Source organism: Pseudoalteromonas sp. MMG010 (assembly GCF_018100905.1).
In the GTDB taxonomy this organism is placed as follows: domain Bacteria; phylum Pseudomonadota; class Gammaproteobacteria; order Enterobacterales; family Alteromonadaceae; genus Pseudoalteromonas.
The window spans coordinates 332,019-351,011 of the sequence record NZ_JAGJEG010000002.1; the positions used below are offsets into that span (position 1 = coordinate 332,019).

The window sequence follows — 18,993 nt, forward strand, 5'->3', positions numbered from 1 at the left end:
TAAAAACCTAACTTAAATGGTATGATATTTCCCTTTATACCATTTAAGTTTTTATAATGTATCGATTATTTGAAAGAATGACCAACGCATTTCCTCAGGAAAAACCTTCTCAACCGCCCGCAACTTTATTTGCATTTTGCCGACATTACACAAAAGGCATGGAACTTCCTTTAGTTCTTATGTCTATTAGCGCCGCTTTATTAGCCATCTTAGAAGTATCATTATTTAGTTATATGGGCGAGCTAGTCGACTGGTTAAGTATTTACACACCGGAGACCTTATTTTTAGAGAAAAAGCCTGAACTTATAAAAATGGCTATTATGCTGCTAGTTGTATTACCTATTGTTGTTTTTTTTCATGCCGCAATTTTACATCAAGCGTTACTAGGCAATTATCCAATGTCTATACGTTGGTCTGCTCATCGCTATTTATTACGTCAAAGTATTAGTTTTTATCATAATGAATTTGCAGGACGCATTGCCACTAAAGTAATGCAAACATCATTAGCTGTTCGTGAAGCGGTCATGAAATTGCTCGATGTTTTGATGTACATTGTCGTGTATTTTGGTGCGATGGTATTTTTAGTTGCCGAAGCAGATTGGCGCTTAATGGTGCCATTACTTATTTGGCTAATAATTTATACTGCGATACAGCTTTATTTTGTACCTAAACTTAAAAAAATTGCCAGCTCGCAAGCAAATGCACGCTCACAAATGACCGGACGCATTGTTGATAGCTACACTAACATAGCAACAATTAAACTATTTTCGTACACTCAACGTGAAGAGCAATATGCAAAACAAAGTATGGATGTGTTTTTGCAACCGGTGTACAAGCAAATGCGCTTAGTCACAAGCCTTAACTTTGCAATCAACTCGTTAAACTATTTATTAGTATTTAGTGTTGCCGCTTTATCATTATATTTGTGGTCATTGAGCGCCATTAGCGCTGGAGCAATCGCTATTGCTGTTAGCTTATCATTAAGGTTAAACGGTATGGCGCAATGGATCATGTGGGAAATAAGCAGTTTATTCGAAAACATTGGTACAGCCACAGACGGAATGAAAACACTATCAAACCCAATAACGGTTGACGATGCCCCTAATGCAAATACATTGAGAGTGAATCATGGCAAGATCGAATTTAAAAATGTAGCGTTTAATTATGGCAAAGCGGCTAACGAGAAAAATCGTGGCCCAGTGATGAATGGATTAAATTTAACGATTAAACCTGGCGAAAAAATTGGTTTAGTTGGTCGCTCTGGTGCAGGTAAGTCAACACTGGTTAATTTACTGCTTCGTTTTTATGATACAGACTCAGGTCATATAAAAATTGATGACCAAGATATTCGCCAAGTCACTCAAGAGAGTTTACGTAAATATATAGCGATGGTAACTCAAGATACTTCTCTTCTTCATCGCTCTGTAAAAGACAATATTTTATATGGTAGACCAGATGCAACCGAGACTGACATGCTAAAGGCTGCCCAACAAGCTAAAGCCCTTGAGTTCATTTATGACTTAGAAGATAGTGAAGGTAATAAAGGCTTTGATGCGCAAGTTGGAGAACGCGGTGTCACCCTTTCAGGTGGACAACGTCAACGTATCGCTATTGCTCGTGTATTATTAAAAAATGCCCCCATTTTAATACTTGATGAAGCCACCAGCGCACTCGATTCTGAAGTAGAAGCCACGATTCAGGCAAGTCTTGATGATTTAATGACAGGCAAAACCGTTATTGCTATTGCACATAGGTTATCGACCATTGCACAAATGGATAGACTGATTGTACTTGATAACGGAGGGGTTGCAGAGCAAGGAACTCATGAAGAGTTAATCGCTAAAGGGGGAATTTATGCATCCCTTTGGACACATCAAACAGGTGGTTTTATTGCCACAGATTAAAAGCAAGCATTAAGAATATAAGCGAAGAATACGACCGTGTATTCTTCGTTTTAACACCTCAATTAATACATGTATAACCGAATGCCTATTAACACTAACATCACTAAATTAGCTAATAAGCTGATTAAGAAAAAATAGGTACGAGGGCTTGGGTTTTTCTCTGTTGCAATGGCGTAATATAAAACCATATGAATTATACGTGCAATAACATACACCCAAACACATAACGAAAACGCCATGCTTTGATAATTAATTGCCATAGCAAACAACACAGTCGCAACAAATAATGCACTATTTTCAAGCGTGTTATGAAAAGTACGATGAGCTCTGAAAATAAAGCTATCATGTGATAAATCATCACTGATTTTACCGGGTATGGCATTGGGTGCCTTAGCTTTACTAAAAGTAGCCACAGCCCATTGAGTGACTAACATTATTAAATATATGTAAAAGCCAGTGTAAGTATAAATGAGTGCAGATGTCATACGGGAGCTCCTTTGCTTTGTTACTTATAAATATGATTAAAGAACTATTAAGCAATTTCAACACCAACACTAAACACTTGATTTTGAAGTTTATTGTTTTTTACATCGGGCTGTTAATGTAAATAATACAAATCACATTCTCGTAATTACATGCTTAACTACACTGTTTTAGTTACGCAAAGTTAATGTGATACATATTACGGCATGATCGGTTGTTAAATCATCCTTTTCATACTCTGGATTGAGTAAATGTCTATCGTAAGTATGATGTTCACTCACATCAAAAAAGTTATCGGGGCAACGTGAGTCAAATTCACACGACAATAAAATATAATCAAGTACATTACTATTAGCACCATAATAATGTGTTGCTTTACGTACCAAGCCGGTATTTAAAGTATTAGCTTGTGTATCGGCTATCAAATCACTGAGGATGGCTTGATTTAATCGACTATTTTCAAATAAATTCCATGCATCATTTAAACAATATTTTGCAAGGTAAGCCTTGGTATCCATTTGAGGCGCAAATCGCAAAGAGTTCGTTAATAAGTGATTTAGCACGCCATCAGTTAAATCATTATTAAAATCCCCCATTAATATCATTGGTTGATTAGTTTTCTTACGCTGTTCAATCATTGCTAACATTAATAATGTGGCTTCACTGCCGCGTTGAATTGTTGCGCCCCACCCTCCCGCAACTGTCGCTTTTAATATTTCAATAATATTTTTTTCAGGTGACAAGGCATGATTAACATCATCTATTTCAATCATTGAACGCTTAGACTTTAAGTGCACAACATAACAATCTGTGTAACCAATATGTGGTAAATTGATTGTCGCCCTAAGTACTTTACGGCTAAATTCAAAACCATGGTTAAGACCAAGCGCATTCACATATTCACGACTGTGGGCAACGGCTGCTACTTCAACTATTGGATATTTAGCAGCTATCGCCACGACCGGACTTTTATAGATAAAATCATCTATGATTTGAGGTGTATCAACCGTTGAAAAATACTCGTAGCCATTCTCTAAAAGTAATTTTTTTAGCGAATCGATACTAAACACCTCTTGAAATGCGATCACATCGGGTTGGGTCTCAGTGATGTAATCAACAATCCAACGTTGTTTTCTTTGCCATTGCTCTGCGGTATAAATTCGCTCAAAGTCATAGTAGGCATTTGGTGGCTCAAGATAATTAAATAAATTAAACGTAGCTATTTTAAGTTGAGTATTTTTTATAATCGCCTCTACTAACTCACCTTCTTCGTTTTGAGGTAGTTCATTTAAGTAATTGGTTTGTGATGTTAATTTTAAACTACTGATAATATAAACCTAATATTTTCATATCCATTTATTATACTCCCAACATTAATAAAAGCCTAAAAAGTGAATAATTCTCATCATGCAATTTAAGCCTTTTATTTACGTTATACTGCGTTATTAATTCTCAGCATCTATTTAAATTATGATTTATTCACACTTTGGCACTAAATTTACACGCCCTAATGGTATTACTCAGTTAATGGAAGACTTAGGTAATGCAAAAAATAGTAACAACCCTAATATCGTCATGTTAGGGGGGGGTAACCCCGCTCAAATTCCACAAATTAATCAAATTTTTATAAATGAATTAAACACATTAATAAGCGCCGACAAAATGTCTCATGTATTTGGCTCCTACGACGGGCCAACAGGTAATGATGAATTTAGAGTCGCATTAGCAACACAACTTAATAATGCGTTTAATTGGCCTATAACGGCCGAAAATATCGCATTAGGAAATGGCAGTCAGGCTAACTTTTTTGTGTTGTTTAATATGTTGGCTGGAAAAATGGCTGACGGAAGCACAAAGCGTATATTATTTCCTCTTGCACCTGAGTATATTGGCTATGCGGATCAAGGGTTAAGCGATGACATGTTTGTGGCTATCAAACCACACATCGCTATTTTAGATACCGGCAATAATGCAAAGCAATTTAAATATATTATTGATTTCGAAGCCGTTGAAAATACGCTTGAAACAGATAACAGCATAAATGCATTGTGTGTCTCTCGTCCTACTAACCCAACGGGGAATGTTATTACAGACGAAGAAGTGCAACGTCTCGATGCATTAGCGCAAAAGTATAATATCCCACTTATTATAGATAATGCCTATGGCGACCCTTTTCCCGGCTGTATTTATACACAAGCGAGCCTTACATGGAATACAAATATAATTTTATGTATGTCTCTTTCCAAATTAGGTTTACCAGGTTTGCGTACGGGTATTGTCTTAGCTAATCGCGATATGATCCAAGCCATTGGCCGTATAAATGGGGCAATGGTGTTATCACCTAATGCCATGGGTCCATCGCTTGTTACCCGCTTAATTAACAACAACGAACTTCTGCCTTTATGTAAAAACACCGTGCTTCCGTATTATCAGCAAAAAGCACAGGTAGCCGTTTCGTTATTTAATGACATTTTTGCTAATTCATCAGTTTATTTACATAAGCTTGAAGGCGCATTTTTTATGTGGCTATGGTTAAAAGATACTCACTTAACAAGCGAAGACGTATATCAACAATTAAAAGCACAAGATATATATATTATACCCGGACATAACTTTTTTATTGGCATAGAAGATAGCTGGGAGCATAAACATCAATGTATTCGTATTAACTACGCTACCGATGAAGCAACGTTAAAAAAAGGACTAAAATCAATTAAAGCCCTTTTATAAAAACGAAATACTATATGTATAACCCTTTATTTTTTATTGTAATAACTGTTTTATTAAGGTTGCTTAGCGTAAAGTAATACCACAAACCTAGATTGATCTGACTATATTAATCTAGCTATTATTCGCTGTAATACCACAGAAAAACAAAAAATAAGGGTTAACATATGCGTTTAGGACCAGGATTACTTGTTACCGCTGCCTTTATTGGCCCCGGTACTATTACAACGGCAAGTGTCGCAGGTGCAAATTTTGGTTTTGCATTAATTTGGACATTAGTATTTTCAATTATTGCCACTATATTACTTCAATCAATGGCGGCGCGACTTGGCCTGGCAACAGGAAAAGATTTAGCACAAGCACTTAGGGCTCATATCGAAACCCCGCTGTTCAAATCCCTTGCCGTTATTTTAGTTATTAGCGCTATTGGCGTAGGGAGTGCAGCCTATGAAGCAGGAAATTTAACTGGGGCAAGTTTAGGTTTAATAGAGATACTGCCTATGGTCCCTGCTCATTTGTGGACTCCATTATTAGCATTACTCAGTGCAATATTATTGTTTAGTGGTAAACATAAAATGATTGAAAATATACTGATCTTATTGGTTATTTTAATGAGTTTAGTCTTTATCTCTACCCTTGTGATGGCAGGTCCAGCAATAAGTAATGTATTGCATGGCTTTGTACCCAAAATACCAGATGGTTCAATTACCACAATACTTGCACTAATAGGTACAACCATAGTCCCTTATAATTTATTTCTACATTCGGGTGTACTAGCAAAGCAACACGATAGTTGTCGTGATATTAAAAAATCAATAAAGCAAAATAATTTAGATACTAGCCTCTCAATTACCTTAGGCGGTGTAATCACGTTAGCGATTTTATCTACCGCATCAGTTGCATTTTATGGCACTGATACAGGTAAAATTAGCGCAGCAAACATGGCGGTGCAACTTGAGCCATTGCTTGGTCATGCTGCCCATTACTTTTTTGCAATTGGTTTATTTTCTGCGGGGTTAACAAGTGCAATCACTGCACCGATTGCAGGGGCGTATGCTGTATGTGGAATGTTAGGCTGGTCTAGCGATATGAAACACGCCCGCTTTAAAGCCGTCGCTATTGTTATTTTATTATTTGGTGCGGTAGTGGCATCACTAAATTTAGACCCTGTGGCGGTGATTATATTTGCACAAGCCGCTAATGGTTTATTATTGCCTATAATAAGCACTTACCTTGTGTGGCTTGTAAACAAAAAATCGGTAATGGGAAGCTATACCAGTTCTTGGGTTATAAACCTCGTTACGCTCCCCGTTTTAATACTTATTTTTGCTTTGAGTAGTTATAAGTTATTTAGCTTAATTTTTAATTAGCCTTTTAAACATCAATATAAGTTAGTTCTCAGCTTGACACAGATAGCTGGGAATTAACTTAGCAAACACCCCCCCACCTATACCGCCCGCCAGTAATTGCATATAAAACCCCCACCCTCGTGCACCTGCAATAATATGAATATTCATAATCGATTCAATTAAAGCTAATATCACGGCAAAAGCGCTGACACCCGCAAGAATAAATAATGCCATCGTATAATTGGGCAATTTTTTACTTAATTTAACGGTGACAATAAAAGCAATCGCCAATGCAATACCAATAATAGCGCCATAGGTTGGTAATAAGCCAAACCAATCATCAAAGGTTAAATTGATACGATCACTAAACTTAACCACTACGCCAACATTAACTAATTGATTGACAACGTATTGACTATGAAACAAGCTAGCAAGAGTAAATGCAAGTAACCAAGAAATTAAAAATGATGGAAGCAAACGTGTTAAAAATGCCACAGCTATCTCAATTTACAGTAAAAATTTTGTCTTACATTAGCAAAGGCTTGAAGCGTAAACAACGTCTCTCTCAATTAGTGCTATTTTTGTTTATCGGTTTTTTTTCATCTATCGCTAATGCAAATATATTACCTAAAGTGCAATACCACACTCACACACTCGCTCATCACTTACACTCGCCTTGGAGTATGGTAAAACTGCCCAATGACATATGGTTAATTACTGAGCGAGATGGTCACGTCGTAATTGTAAAAGACAATCAGCAAATAAGAGTAAATTTAAATCTTGAAGGGTTATACGTTGCTGGCCAAGGCGGTTTGCTCGATATTGTACTCGCCCCCGACTTTAATACTTCAAAAAATGTTTTTATTACATACGCCCAAGGCAATGCACAGGCTAATCGCCTTGTTATTGCTAAAACGTCGTTTAATGGTACGCACTTTTCAAAACCCACTGTTATTTATAAAGTCGCAACAGATAAAAATACACCACAACATTATGCAGGGCGAGCTCTTATTTTACCTGACAACACGCTATTATTCTCAACCGGAGATGGCTTTGATTTTAGAGAGCAAGCACAAGTGATCACCAGCCAACTGGGTAAAATATTGCGTATACATCTAGATGGCACGCCCCCTAAAGATAACCCTTTTATTAATCATACAAACCCACGTGCACACGCTATTTATTCGCTCGGTCACCGAAACCCACAAGGTTTAGTGTACGATGATGATACACAGCAAATTATTAGCCACGAGCATGGCCCCGCCGGTGGCGACGAGCTAAATTATTTAACCCCAGGCACTAATTACGGATGGCCGGTAATCACTTATGGTAGGGATTACTCGCAAGCGCGAATTTCCCCCTTTACCGAATATAAAGGTATGCAAAAACCAAGTGTGGATTGGACTCCTTCAATCGCGCCATCAAGCATGGCGTATTACAGTGCTAAATATACTGCCTTTCCATCATTACAAAAGCAGGTACTTATCAGTACATTGGTCGATCAAAAACTCTATAGTGTCAATTTAGCTGATGGTGCGTTTACCCAGACTCATGTATTTCCAGAGGCATCGGGCAGATTAAGAAATGTGTATGTAACAACTGAAGGTAATATTGCTGTATTAACCGATGGGAAAGATGCAAAACTGATGATATTTAAACCCGAATAATAAAAAAAAAGCCGCGGTTTATAATAAACAGCGGCTTTGTTAATTTAATCACTTAAGCGTGGTAAATTATTGTTTACCTATCACTTCAAGTCCACCCATGTAAGGGCGTAAAATTTCAGGTACTACAACCGAGCCATCGGCTTGTTGGTAGTTTTCTAGTATAGCAACAAGTGTACGACCAACCGCTAAACCAGAACCGTTTAGTGTATGTAATAGCTCTGGCTTTTTAGCACCTTCACGACGAAAGCGTGCTTGCATACGGCGCGCTTGAAAATCAACCATATTTGAACATGATGAAATTTCTCGGTATGTGTCTTGTGCCGGTAACCAAACTTCTAAGTCATACGTTTTAGCTGCGCCAAAGCCCATATCACCCATACATAAAATAACTTTACGATAAGGTAACTCAAGTGCTTGTAAGATTTGTTCCGCGTGGCCTGTTAGCTCTTCAAGGGTTTGCATTGAATCCTCAGGCTTAACAAGCTGTACAAGCTCGACTTTATCAAACTGGTGTTGACGAATTAAACCACGTGTATCGCGCCCATAGCTGCCGGCTTCACTTCTAAAACAAGGTGTATGTGCGGTTAAACGAATTGGCAAATCACTTTCATCGTAAATCTCATCTCGTGCACTATTTGTTAGGGGTACTTCAGCGGTAGGAATTAAGCTAAAACCAGCTTGTTGAACCCCATCATCATCGACAAGCCCTAAGGTATGGAATAAATCACCTGCAAATTTTGGTAATTGGCTGGTGCCGTACAAGCTTGCACTGTTAACTAAATAAGGGACATACATTTCTGTATAGCCATTTTTATCTATATGGGTATCAAGCATAAATTGCGTTAATGCACGATGCATACGTGCTACTTGGCCGCGCATTACAGTAAAGCGTGCGCCACTGATTTTAACGCCCATTTCAAAGTCTAAGCCGTTTAGGTCTTGCCCAACATCTACGTGATCTTTTACATCAAACTCATACTTTTTCGGCGTGCCCCAAGTAAGTATTTCAACATTGTCGTCTTCATCTGCACCTGCTGGTACTGATTCATCTGGCAAGTTTGGAATGGCTAGTGCGATGTCGTTAATTGCGGTTAACACTTCGTCTTGCGCTTTTTTAGTCGCGTCTAATTCGCTACCTAAATTTGCCACTGCATCAAGCAGTGGCTGTGCGTCTTCACCTTTTGCTTTTGCTTGGCCAATGGCTTTTGCGCTGGCGTTACGTTGACTTTGAAGCTCTTGCGTTTTTACTTGTAATGTTTTGCGTTTTTCTTCAAGTTCTGTAAGTGTTGCAACATCAAGTTCGTAACCACGCGCAGCCAAACGTGCCGCAGTTTGCTCAATGTCTTGTCGTAAAAATTTAGAATCTAACATGTTAGTTTTTAACCTTTTTGCATTACCAGCTGAAGGCCCAGCCAAGCCATAAAAATACACACCACCACGTTTAAGATGATATTAAGGGCCATTTTAATAAAGTGGCCTTGTTGTAATAACAACAATGAATCCATTGAGAATGTTGAGAAGGTGGTTAACGCACCTAAAAAGCCAATACCAATAAGAGTTTTGGCGGGGCTCACCGTGATAATTTGTTTATCTATCAAACCGTACAATATGCCCATTAACAATGAACCCAGAATATTAACTGTCAACGTCCCAAAAGGGAATCCCCTACCGAGTAGTTTTAACATGGTTTCGCTAATAAAAAACCGTAAACAGGCTCCAGATGCTCCACCAAAGGCAATCATCATATAAAGTTTAATCATTTTCGTATCGCTTAACTGGACTTTGTGCATCTCGCGCTTTTAAATATTCGAGCTTTTGTTTAATTTTTTGCTCAAGGCCTCGCTCTGTCGGCACGTAATATTGCGTATGTTGTATCTCGCTCGGCAAATACTTCTCACCTGCTGCAAATGCACCTTCTTCGTTATGCGCATAGCGATATTGCGCCCCATAACCTAAATCTTTCATTAAACTTGTTGGGGCATTACGTAAGTGCTCTGGTACCGGATAACTTGGTTTATTTTTGGCATCCTCTTTGGCTTGGTTAAAGGCCATATACACCGCATTACTTTTAGGGGCACTTGCCATATAAAGTGTTGCCTGTGCAATTGCTCGTTCACCTTCTTTAGGGCCAACGCGTTGAAAAATATCCCACGCATTGAGTGCGACTTCCATCGCACGAGGATCGGCATTACCAATATCTTCAGTAGCAATAGCAAGCAACCGCCTAGCAACATAAAGAGGGTCTCCTCCACCAGCTAAAATTCTTGCATACCAATACAGTGCACCATCTGGCGAGCTCCCTCGCACTGATTTATGAAAAGCGGAAATTAAATCGTAAAACTCATCTCCCCCTTTATCGTACTTTGCTAAATGTGTGGGTAATACTTGGCTTAGAACGTGTTCATCAATATTTAATGTGCCGTTTTTATCAGTTGTTAAATCCACTGCTTGTTCTAACAAGTTCAGTACTTTACGTGCATCACCTGCGCTGGCTTGGCAAAGTGCTTTTTTAGCATTGTCAGCAATAATTATTTTTTTTTGATTTAATTGCTCATCAAGCTTTAGAGCACGGTCTATAACATTATATAAATCACTCTCTTGAAGTGATTTTAATACATAAACACGGGCTCGAGACAAAATCGCATTATTTAAGGCAAATGAAGGATTTTCTGTGGTAGCGCCTACAAAAATAAACGTGCCATCTTCTATGTGCGGTAAAAATGCATCTTGTTGCGATTTATTAAAACGATGTATTTCATCAACAAACATCAGTGTTCGCTGTCCACGGGAGGCTAAGTTATCTTGCGCTTGTATGACACTGTCTCGAATATCTTTTACACCCGCTGTGACAGCTGAAAGCTGTATTAAAGCAGCATCGGCATGATTAGCAATGATTTGAGCCAATGTTGTTTTACCCACACCCGGAGGGCCCCACAATATCAAACTATGACAACGCCCTGCTACAATCGCTTGATGCAGAGGCTTGTCTGTACTTAATAAATGTTGCTGCCCTATATAACCATCTAACGTTGTCGGGCGCATTCGCGCTGCTAATGGGCGCACATCCGGCCCAAAATTAAAACCTAAATTATTCACCGTTACTCTGATCGTCTATTTCAACACCCTCGGGTGGTGTAAATTCAAAAGTGTTTGTATCTAATACTGTATTTACCTGTGCGTTACTAAAAGTAAACTCAGAATGCTGACCTGAATTATCCATAACAACTAATGAGGCTAAGCCTTGCTGGCTGTCATTAAAGGTTATGTCGAGTTGCTCAACTTGACTTTCAATGCCTTTATTTGGCGTCACACTAAAACCATTATCCGTTTGTATTACATTGTATTTTTCCCATTGCTTGGGATCTTTTGAAGTAAGTAACACAAAAGGAGTTGAGTCGATTAAACTGCGTGTATCCATAATGGTTACTTGCTCAGCAAAACTATCAAAGTAATACGTTTTTTGTCCATTCGATACAAACAAAGTGTCGTCGGGCGAAACTTGTTGCCAGCGGATCATACTTGGCTGCTTTAAAGCAATACTCCCTGTACCTTGCATCACAGCTTGACCTTGATGATCTGTTACTTGCTGTACAAACTGTGCTTTAAAGCTCTTTAGTGTTGCTAACTTATTTTGCAGTGCTTGAGTGTCATCCGCAAACACGGATGCACTAAAAACGCAGCTAAGTGTTAATAATATACGGTTAAATTTTTTCATTAATTTGCTCCATTAGGCACTAATACATCACGAGCACCATTGTGTCCGGGTGCGCTAACAATGCCAGAAGTTTCCATTTGTTCAACCAAACGTGCTGCTCGATTATAGCCAACACGTAGTTTACGCTGAACAGATGATACAGAGACCTTGCCTGTTTCAATTACAAATGACACCGCTTCATCATAAAGAGGATCTGACTCTTCATCGGCATTTTCGCTTGCCTCACCAGGTAATAAAATATCTTCGGTGGCTTCACCATTTAATATTTCATCAACATAATTTGGTTTACCACGTGCTTTCCAATCACTGACAACAGCATGCACTTCATGATCGTCAACAAAAGCGCCATGTACACGTACCGGCACACTTGTTCCCGGCGGTAAATACAACATATCCCCCATGCCTAATAGGTTTTCAGCACCTTGTTGATCTAAAATAGTACGCGAATCAATTTTACTTGATACCTGGAACGCCATTCTTGTAGGTATGTTTGCTTTTATTAAACCGGTTATTACATCCACTGATGGACGTTGCGTTGCTAGCACTAAGTGAATACCCGCAGCACGGGCTTTTTGTGCTATACGTGCAATTAATTCTTCAACTTTCTTACCAACGATCATCATCATGTCGGCAAATTCGTCAATAACAACCACAATACTTGGGAGCTTATCAAGCTCATCAGGGCCATCTTTCATGCCATCTGTATCTTTAAAAAGAGGGTCCATGATCGGGTAACCCGCCTCTTTAGCATCAAGTACTTTTTGATTGTAACCTTTAAGATTACGCACACCTAACGCTGACATTAATTTATAACGACGTTCCATTTCTCCTACACACCAACGAAGTGCATTGGCCGCTTCTTTCATATCGGTGACTACTTCACACAATAAATGTGGAATGCCTTCGTACACCGATAACTCAAGCATTTTTGGATCTATCATGATCATGCGGACATCTTCAGGGCCAGATTTATAGAGCAAACTTAAAATCATGACATTAACACCCACTGATTTACCTGAACCTGTGGTACCCGCTACTAATAAATGGGGCATTTTTCCTAAGTCGGCACATACTGGCTCACCGGCAATATCTTTACCTAATACCATCGTTAATGGTGATGGGTTTTGTTCAAATTTAGGGGCATCAATCACTTCTGATAAACGCACTATCTCACGGTGTTTATTCGGTAGCTCTATTCCAACATATGTTTTACCCGGAATAACCTCGACAACACGTACGCTTATGGCAGAAAGCGAACGCGCTAAATCTTTCGCTAAGCCGGTAATTTTTGATACTTTTATTCCAGGTGCTAAATCAAGTTCAAAACGTGTAACAACCGGACCTGGGTAAACACCAACAACAGCCGCTTGTACATTAAAATCAAGTAACTTTGTTTCTACCAATCGCGATACCGCATCTAACTCTTCCGCTGAAATTGGGTTTTTGGCTTTATCTGCTCTATCTAATAAATCTAATGATGGGAGCGGGCCTGCTGGCGGCTCTTGCTCTAATAGCTGTTCAAACTTTTCTTTCGCGGTAGGTGGCGGCTGATAAGCTGGTTTTGCTTTAGGTAATGGGGGCGCTGGCGAAATAACCGTGGTCGGTTGAATTTCAGGCTCTATGACTTGGCTTTGGTCAAGCGCATTGAGCGCTGCGGCTGTGTCCATAGGCTCATCATCTATTGCACTAAATGTTGTAATTTCTTGATCTAAAATATCATCTATTTCGTCAAATGCAGGAACAAACCCAGTATTAACAGAATTAGGTTCAGCAGGTTGTTGTTCGATAAATGGCTTATTTATTTGAGGTTTAGATGATTTAACTTCAGGCTCAGCACTGATTTTTGCTTGTTCATCTAGCTCATTATCATGATTGTTAGCCTCACGTTCTCGATTAAGCCAGTCTTTTAAATATGTTGTTAAAAAAAGATAAAGTCTAACAACCGTATCACCTAAATAATCAACACATTGAACCCAAGATACGCCGGTAAATAAAGTCAAACCCGCAAAGAAAAAACACAATAATAAAATTGATGTACCGGTAAAATTAAAAGCAGGCATCATGGCACTTGCAATAACATCACCTACAACCCCTCCCGAAGAAAAAGTGTAAATATCATCAAAGTTAATACTGCAAATGGCAGATGCGGATGTTAAAAACAAAGCAAAGCCAATAACACGTAAAGCTAACGTTGTATAATCTAGTTGGAAAATTTTATGAGGTTGTTTGAAGAGTAAGTAACCAAAAAATTGAATAACGGCTGGCACTAAATAAGCAAGCCAACCAAATGATAATAATAAAATATCTGCAATCCACGCACCGGCTGTGCCGGTTATATTTTTTACATGAACAAATTCACCTGTTTGTGACCATGCAGGATCGGCTGGATCGAAACTAATTAATGCGCATAAAATAAACACTGCCGCAAACGAGCTAACAATAAGTCCTGTTTCTAATAGTCTTTGTACACCGTTTAGGCGCATAATTCCCTATTCCTCTTTATTATTTTACTTTTTAATAATGTATTATTTTTAATAGGTAAATACCTTATCAGGATTTACTTTTTGATGCACTGTATCTTAGTCATGATTAGCTGATTATGAACGACTATTTATAAGTTCATTGAGTATATGGGCGAATAATTAATCCTAATTCTCCCTTTACTTCTTCCATTACAACGTACGTTCTACTTTCACTAACATGGGGGAGTTTTAATAAAATATCACCTAATACGCCTCGATACTCTGACATATCATTTACTCGTGTTTTTAATAAAAAATCAAAATTCCCAGACACTAAATGACACTCTATAATTTCATCATGGCGTTTAACGGCCGCATTAAACTCATCAAATACAGAGGGCGATGTTTTAGTGATGGTCACTTCAACATAAACCGATAAACCAAGCCCTAACTTTTCGGGGTTAATAACAGCCTTATACCCCAAAATATACCCTTCCCTTTCAAGCTTTTTAACACGTTCCAAGCAAGGCGTTGCACTCAAACCAACTCGCTTTGCTAATTCAACATTAGAAACGCGGCCATCTAACTGTAATTCCATTATTATTTTTCTATCTATTCGGTCAAGTAATTGATGCACTTTTATTCCAGTTTATTACTCTGTCATTTTTATTATTACAGATTATAACACTAGAAAATAACTTTAAAAAGGTGAGACACACTAGGATATGATGAATATAATAGTCAATAGTTTCAATTCAATTAATGAAAGGCTATTTAAATGATTATTGGTGTACCTAAAGAAATAAAAAACCATGAATACCGCGTAGGTATGGTTCCTGCTAGTGTTCGTGAACTAATAAACCACGGCCACCAAGTATTTGTTGAGACAGATGCTGGTATGGGCATTGGTTTTACTAACGAAGATTACATTCAAGCTGGAGCGGTTATTTTATCAACTGCATCAGAAGTATTTGCTAAAGCAGACATGATTGTAAAAGTAAAAGAGCCACAAGCGGTTGAGCGTGCAATGTTACGTGAAGATCAAATCTTATTTACTTATTTACACCTTGCACCAGATTTACCACAAACTGAAGACTTAGTTAAATCTAAAGCAATTTGTATTGCATATGAAACAGTCACTGATGCTCGTGGTGGCTTACCATTATTAGCACCTATGAGTGAAGTAGCTGGGCGTATGTCAATTCAAGCCGGCGCACAAGCACTTGAAAAATCTAACCACGGTCGTGGTATGTTATTAGGTGGTGTACCGGGTGTTGAAGCTGCTAAAGTAGTGGTCATTGGTGGTGGCATGGTTGGCCGTAGCGCAGCTCAAATGGCTGTTGGTATGGGTGCTGATGTGGTCGTTCTAGATCGTAACATTGATGTTTTACGTGCGTTAGATGCACAATTTGGCAATAAAGTGAAAGCAATTTACTCAACTGCTGATGCATTAGAAAAGCATGTACTAGAAGCTGATTTAGTCATTGGTGGTGTATTAATTCCAGGAGCTGCGGCACCTAAGTTAGTCACTGCTGAGCACATTAAAGCGATGAAGCCAGGTGCTGCAATTGTTGATGTTGCTATTGACCAAGGTGGTTGTATTGCGACATCTAAAGCAACAACGCATGCTGATCCTACGTTCATTGTTGATGAGGTTGTTCATTACTGTGTTGCTAACATGCCAGGCGCTGTTCCACGTACATCTACTTTTGCATTAAATAATGCCACTTTGCCGTTTATTATTAGCCTTGCAAATAAAGGTTATAAACAAGCATTACTTGAAGATGAACATTTCTTAAATGGCCTAAATGTAATTAAAGGTCAAGTAACTTACAAAGAAGTTGCTGAAGCATTTAACATGCAATATGTTGAGCCTCGCTCTGCGATTGAAAATGCTTAATTGCACTTTTAAATAAAAATAAAAAAAGCAGCTAACGCTGCTTTTTTTATATATAAAATTAAATAAATCGTTTTATAATTGCGTCAACTTTTACCCGTTTAACCTGTGTCAGCAGTTTTTTAACCGCCGCAGGATAATCTGCAACTGTTTCGATATCACAAGGCCCTGTTAACCGACGACAATGCTGTAAAATTTCATTGCGTTCATTATCTATACTTGCCATTAAGCTTTGCTTAGGGTCGTCTATTAAAATCCCATTTTCAATATCTAAACCCCACGCTCTTGGATTTAAGTTATGGCCACTGAGTAAGTGAACTTTTCTATCTGCACAAATCCCTTTTAAATGAAACGAATTATTGTCGTGCTTCCACAAGTACACATTTAGGTTTCCATTATCTATATAACGTTTTTGTGTTTTCACAAATTTATATAAAATAGTTTCGTACAGATAAGGCAAAGCCCCTATTTTGCTAAAAGGTTGATCTGGGGGAAGATAAAAATCGTTAGCGGTTTTATCGCCAACAACAATCGTCACCTGTTTCCCTGCTTTTAATAATCGACGTAATGAACGCATAAGTGGTGCCGGAAAATTAAAGTAAGGTGTATACAGAACTAATTCATTTTGCGTTGTATCAAATAAATTTTTAATAACACGATTTAATCTATTATGTCGACGCCCCAAGCCAAGTAAAGCCCTAATACCAATTTGTTCACTTTGATTAATATCGCCATGTTTATAACTTGCCGATTTTAAATCACGCATTAGCTGCTTTTGCTCATTTTTAAATTCGGCTAAGCGAGGTAATGGACGTTTATCGATTCTAGGTACAGCTATGGAAGCAAGTAATTTGTTATCGATAAAATCAATCATCGCGTCACATAATTTGTCTTGCTTGATTAAAAAGTAACGATCTAACCTATAACGTTCACCGACATTTAGATAAACATTATTAATACTTGCGCCACTGTAAAGCAAAGTATCATCAATCATAAATCCTTTTAAATGCAATACCCCAAATAACTCTTTTGCTTTTACAGGTACGCCATATACTTGTACATTAGAGTTATGTTGCGTAAGGCTATCACAATATAAACTTGCATTACCTTCGGATTTATCTGCCCCAATTAACCCACGCTGAGCTCGGTGAAAATCAACCAAAACTTTTATTTCAAGTGCTGGATTTTCTAGAGAGGCATGGTGAAGTGCCTGCAAAATTTCGCGGCCAGCATCGTCGTCCTGTAAATATAACGCAGTGATATAAATTCGTGATTGTGCATTACGTATCAAAGTTAATAATTGTGTGTGAAATTGTTTCGCATTGGTCAAGACGGTAACGTCTTTTGAAGTCAACCCAAATGCGGGTGTTTCCTGCCAAAATAACATAGTTGCCTGTTAACTTAGGTCACTTAAACTACAGCGACAAATAAAATTAGGTAAAACATAACAAAAAAAAGCGAATTGGTCATGAATTAACGACATTTTGTTTTAATTCTGATGTTTAATTAAACAAAATGTATGCTAAAAAAGCTTATCTATCTTTAATTAACACAAATAGAAAGCGATAAAATAGTGATAAAATATTTAATAAGCGATTAAATTTCACAGCCAACATTATCTTGTAGATAACAAATACGAAAATCAGTAGATTAACAGTGCGTGTTTAAAAAATGACACAAAGAAAAAATAATCACTATTTTTGTTTACTTGCGCCTTGTTTTACTTAGAATCGCATCCATTAAGAAAGTATTAAACGTTTAGGAATAAAATAATGACTGAAGCAAAACATTGTAAATTACTTATATTAGGCTCAGGCCCTGCAGGTTATACCGCCGCGGTTTATGCAGCTCGCGCTAATTTAAATCCGGTATTAATTACGGGCATTCAACAAGGTGGCCAACTAACAACAACCACTGAAGTAGAAAATTGGCCAGGTGATGCACACGGTTTAACAGGCCCTGCTTTAATGGATAGAATGAAAGAGCATGCAGAACGCTTTGAAACTGAGATTGTATTTGACCATATAAATAAAGTTGATGTTTCAAAACGCCCTTTCACATTAACAGGCGATCAAGGTACATATACATGTGATGCTTTAATCATTGCTACAGGCGCTTCAGCTAAATACCTAGGCCTAGAGTCAGAAACTAACTTTCAAGGCCGTGGTGTTTCTGCCTGTGCAACGTGTGATGGTTTCTTTTATAAAGGCCAAAAGGTTGCAGTAGTCGGTGGTGGTAATACGGCTGTTGAAGAAGCGCTATATTTATCTAACATTGCCGATGAAGTGCATGTAATTCATCGTCGTGATAGTTTTAGTAGCGAAAAAATATTAGCAGATCGTTTAGCTGAAAAAGCAGCGAATGGTAATATTGTTTTACATTATAACCGTACACTAGACGAAGTCCTTGGTGATCAAATGGGTGTTACAGGTGTCAGAATTAAAGACACTCAATCGCAAACAACGGAAGAATTAGAGTTAGCGGGTGTATTTATAGCCATTGGCCATAAACCAAATACTGACATGTTTGTAGATCAATTAGACATGAAAGATGGCTATTTAGTGGTTCAATCAGGCCTAAATGGTAACGCGACACAAACAAGCGTTGAAGGTGTATTTGCAGCCGGTGATGTATCAGATCATATTTATCGCCAAGCAATCACATCAGCAGGTACAGGGTGTATGGCTGCACTTGATGCTGAAAGGTTTTTAGATAACTTATAGACTAAATCAAAAATACTATAATAAAGGGCTGAAATATCAGCCCTTTTTTATTATGATAAATTTATG

16 protein-coding genes are annotated in these 18,993 nt (G+C 38.1%); 6 read left to right on the forward strand and 10 right to left on the reverse strand.

Annotated features, from left to right (window positions below; genetic code table 11):
• Positions 1-56 precede the first annotated feature (56 nt).
• The gene (locus J8L70_RS04460; RefSeq protein ID WP_211054273.1) at positions 57-1,904 is read left to right on the forward strand and encodes an ABC transporter ATP-binding protein; all 1,848 of its coding nucleotides are present in this window, start codon (positions 57-59) and stop codon (positions 1,902-1,904) included.
• A 62-nt stretch (positions 1,905-1,966) separates the two neighbouring features.
• Here the strand turns inward: J8L70_RS04460 and J8L70_RS04465 are convergent, their stop codons facing one another.
• Complete coding sequence (locus tag J8L70_RS04465) at positions 1,967-2,389, reverse strand: MAPEG family protein (RefSeq protein ID WP_211054274.1); 423 nt, start codon at positions 2,387-2,389, stop codon at positions 1,967-1,969.
• A gap of 168 nt (positions 2,390-2,557) precedes the next feature.
• The gene (locus J8L70_RS04470; RefSeq protein ID WP_211054383.1) at positions 2,558-3,610 is read right to left on the reverse strand and encodes an endonuclease/exonuclease/phosphatase family protein; all 1,053 of its coding nucleotides are present in this window, start codon (positions 3,608-3,610) and stop codon (positions 2,558-2,560) included.
• 247 nt (positions 3,611-3,857) lie between these two features.
• Here J8L70_RS04470 and J8L70_RS04475 point away from each other — a divergent pair, with 247 nt between their 5' ends.
• On the forward strand, positions 3,858-5,117 hold the full coding sequence (locus J8L70_RS04475) for a valine--pyruvate transaminase (RefSeq protein ID WP_211054275.1): 1,260 nt from the start codon (positions 3,858-3,860) through the stop codon (positions 5,115-5,117).
• Positions 5,118-5,281: 164 nt separating this feature from the next.
• The gene (locus tag J8L70_RS04480; RefSeq protein WP_211054276.1) at positions 5,282-6,484 is read left to right on the forward strand and encodes an Nramp family divalent metal transporter; all 1,203 of its coding nucleotides are present in this window, start codon (positions 5,282-5,284) and stop codon (positions 6,482-6,484) included.
• A gap of 21 nt (positions 6,485-6,505) precedes the next feature.
• Here the strand turns inward: J8L70_RS04480 and J8L70_RS04485 are convergent, their stop codons facing one another.
• Positions 6,506-6,958 (reverse strand): hypothetical protein, encoded by a 453-nt coding sequence (locus J8L70_RS04485; RefSeq protein ID WP_211054277.1) that lies wholly within the window; start codon positions 6,956-6,958, stop codon positions 6,506-6,508.
• On the opposite strand from J8L70_RS04485, the gene J8L70_RS04490 reads away from it, so the two are divergent.
• Positions 6,943-8,130: a PQQ-dependent sugar dehydrogenase gene (locus J8L70_RS04490; protein WP_211054278.1), complete on the forward strand. Its 1,188-nt coding sequence runs from the start codon at positions 6,943-6,945 to the stop codon at positions 8,128-8,130. The two genes, J8L70_RS04485 and J8L70_RS04490, sit on opposite strands and share 16 nt — an antisense overlap.
• 66 nt (positions 8,131-8,196) lie before the next feature.
• Here the strand turns inward: J8L70_RS04490 and serS are convergent, their stop codons facing one another.
• The 6 genes from serS to lrp form a co-directional block, all read right to left on the reverse strand.
• Positions 8,197-9,501: a serine--tRNA ligase gene (serS, locus tag J8L70_RS04495; RefSeq protein ID WP_211054279.1), complete on the reverse strand. Its 1,305-nt coding sequence runs from the start codon at positions 9,499-9,501 to the stop codon at positions 8,197-8,199.
• Positions 9,502-9,509: 8 nt separating this feature from the next.
• On the reverse strand, positions 9,510-9,890 hold the full coding sequence (crcB, locus tag J8L70_RS04500) for a fluoride efflux transporter CrcB (RefSeq protein ID WP_211054280.1): 381 nt from the start codon (positions 9,888-9,890) through the stop codon (positions 9,510-9,512).
• Positions 9,883-11,226, reverse strand: coding sequence for a replication-associated recombination protein A (locus tag J8L70_RS04505; RefSeq protein ID WP_211054281.1), 1,344 nt, complete (start codon positions 11,224-11,226; stop codon positions 9,883-9,885). Before J8L70_RS04505 ends, crcB begins: the two co-directional genes overlap by 8 nt.
• The gene (gene lolA, locus J8L70_RS04510) at positions 11,219-11,845 is read right to left on the reverse strand and encodes an outer membrane lipoprotein chaperone LolA (RefSeq protein ID WP_211054282.1); all 627 of its coding nucleotides are present in this window, start codon (positions 11,843-11,845) and stop codon (positions 11,219-11,221) included. Before lolA ends, J8L70_RS04505 begins: the two co-directional genes overlap by 8 nt.
• Positions 11,845-14,328 carry a DNA translocase FtsK 4TM domain-containing protein gene (locus J8L70_RS04515; RefSeq protein ID WP_211054283.1) on the reverse strand — a complete coding sequence of 828 codons (2,484 nt, stop codon included), beginning with the start codon at positions 14,326-14,328 and terminating at the stop codon, positions 11,845-11,847. The genes lolA and J8L70_RS04515 overlap by 1 nt, the downstream gene beginning before the upstream one ends.
• Positions 14,329-14,464: 136 nt before the next feature.
• A complete protein-coding gene (gene lrp, locus J8L70_RS04520) occupies positions 14,465-14,944 on the reverse strand; it encodes a leucine-responsive transcriptional regulator Lrp (RefSeq protein ID WP_211054284.1) in 480 nt (159 codons plus the stop codon).
• 141 nt (positions 14,945-15,085) lie between these two features.
• Here lrp and ald point away from each other — a divergent pair, with 141 nt between their 5' ends.
• The gene (ald, locus tag J8L70_RS04525) at positions 15,086-16,207 is read left to right on the forward strand and encodes an alanine dehydrogenase (RefSeq protein WP_211054285.1); all 1,122 of its coding nucleotides are present in this window, start codon (positions 15,086-15,088) and stop codon (positions 16,205-16,207) included.
• A 58-nt stretch (positions 16,208-16,265) separates the two neighbouring features.
• Here the strand turns inward: ald and pssA are convergent, their stop codons facing one another.
• Positions 16,266-17,591 (reverse strand): CDP-diacylglycerol--serine O-phosphatidyltransferase, encoded by a 1,326-nt coding sequence (gene pssA / locus J8L70_RS04530; RefSeq protein ID WP_211054286.1) that lies wholly within the window; start codon positions 17,589-17,591, stop codon positions 16,266-16,268.
• Positions 17,592-17,976: 385 nt separating this feature from the next.
• Between pssA and trxB the strand changes: the two genes are divergently transcribed.
• Positions 17,977-18,927 (forward strand): thioredoxin-disulfide reductase, encoded by a 951-nt coding sequence (gene trxB / locus J8L70_RS04535; protein WP_211054287.1) that lies wholly within the window; start codon positions 17,977-17,979, stop codon positions 18,925-18,927.
• Positions 18,928-18,993 lie beyond the last annotated feature (66 nt).

Bases quoted from the DNA above. Each gene is read 5' to 3' on its own strand.
- J8L70_RS04460 (WP_211054273.1), top strand. From the start codon at position 57: ATGTATCGATTATTTGAAAGAATGACCAACGCATTTCCTCAGGAAAAA.
- J8L70_RS04465 (WP_211054274.1), bottom strand. From the start codon at position 2,389: ATGACATCTGCACTCATTTATACTTACACTGGCTTTTACATATATTTA.
- J8L70_RS04475 (WP_211054275.1), top strand. From the start codon at position 3,858: ATGATTTATTCACACTTTGGCACTAAATTTACACGCCCTAATGGTATT.
- J8L70_RS04480 (WP_211054276.1), top strand. From the start codon at position 5,282: ATGCGTTTAGGACCAGGATTACTTGTTACCGCTGCCTTTATTGGCCCC.
- serS (WP_211054279.1), bottom strand. From the start codon at position 9,501: ATGTTAGATTCTAAATTTTTACGACAAGACATTGAGCAAACTGCGGCA.
- crcB (WP_211054280.1), bottom strand. From the start codon at position 9,890: ATGATTAAACTTTATATGATGATTGCCTTTGGTGGAGCATCTGGAGCC.
- lolA (WP_211054282.1), bottom strand. From the start codon at position 11,845: ATGAAAAAATTTAACCGTATATTATTAACACTTAGCTGCGTTTTTAGT.
- J8L70_RS04515 (WP_211054283.1), bottom strand. From the start codon at position 14,328: ATGCGCCTAAACGGTGTACAAAGACTATTAGAAACAGGACTTATTGTT.
- ald (WP_211054285.1), top strand. From the start codon at position 15,086: ATGATTATTGGTGTACCTAAAGAAATAAAAAACCATGAATACCGCGTA.
- pssA (WP_211054286.1), bottom strand. From the start codon at position 17,591: ATGTTATTTTGGCAGGAAACACCCGCATTTGGGTTGACTTCAAAAGAC.
- trxB (WP_211054287.1), top strand. From the start codon at position 17,977: ATGACTGAAGCAAAACATTGTAAATTACTTATATTAGGCTCAGGCCCT.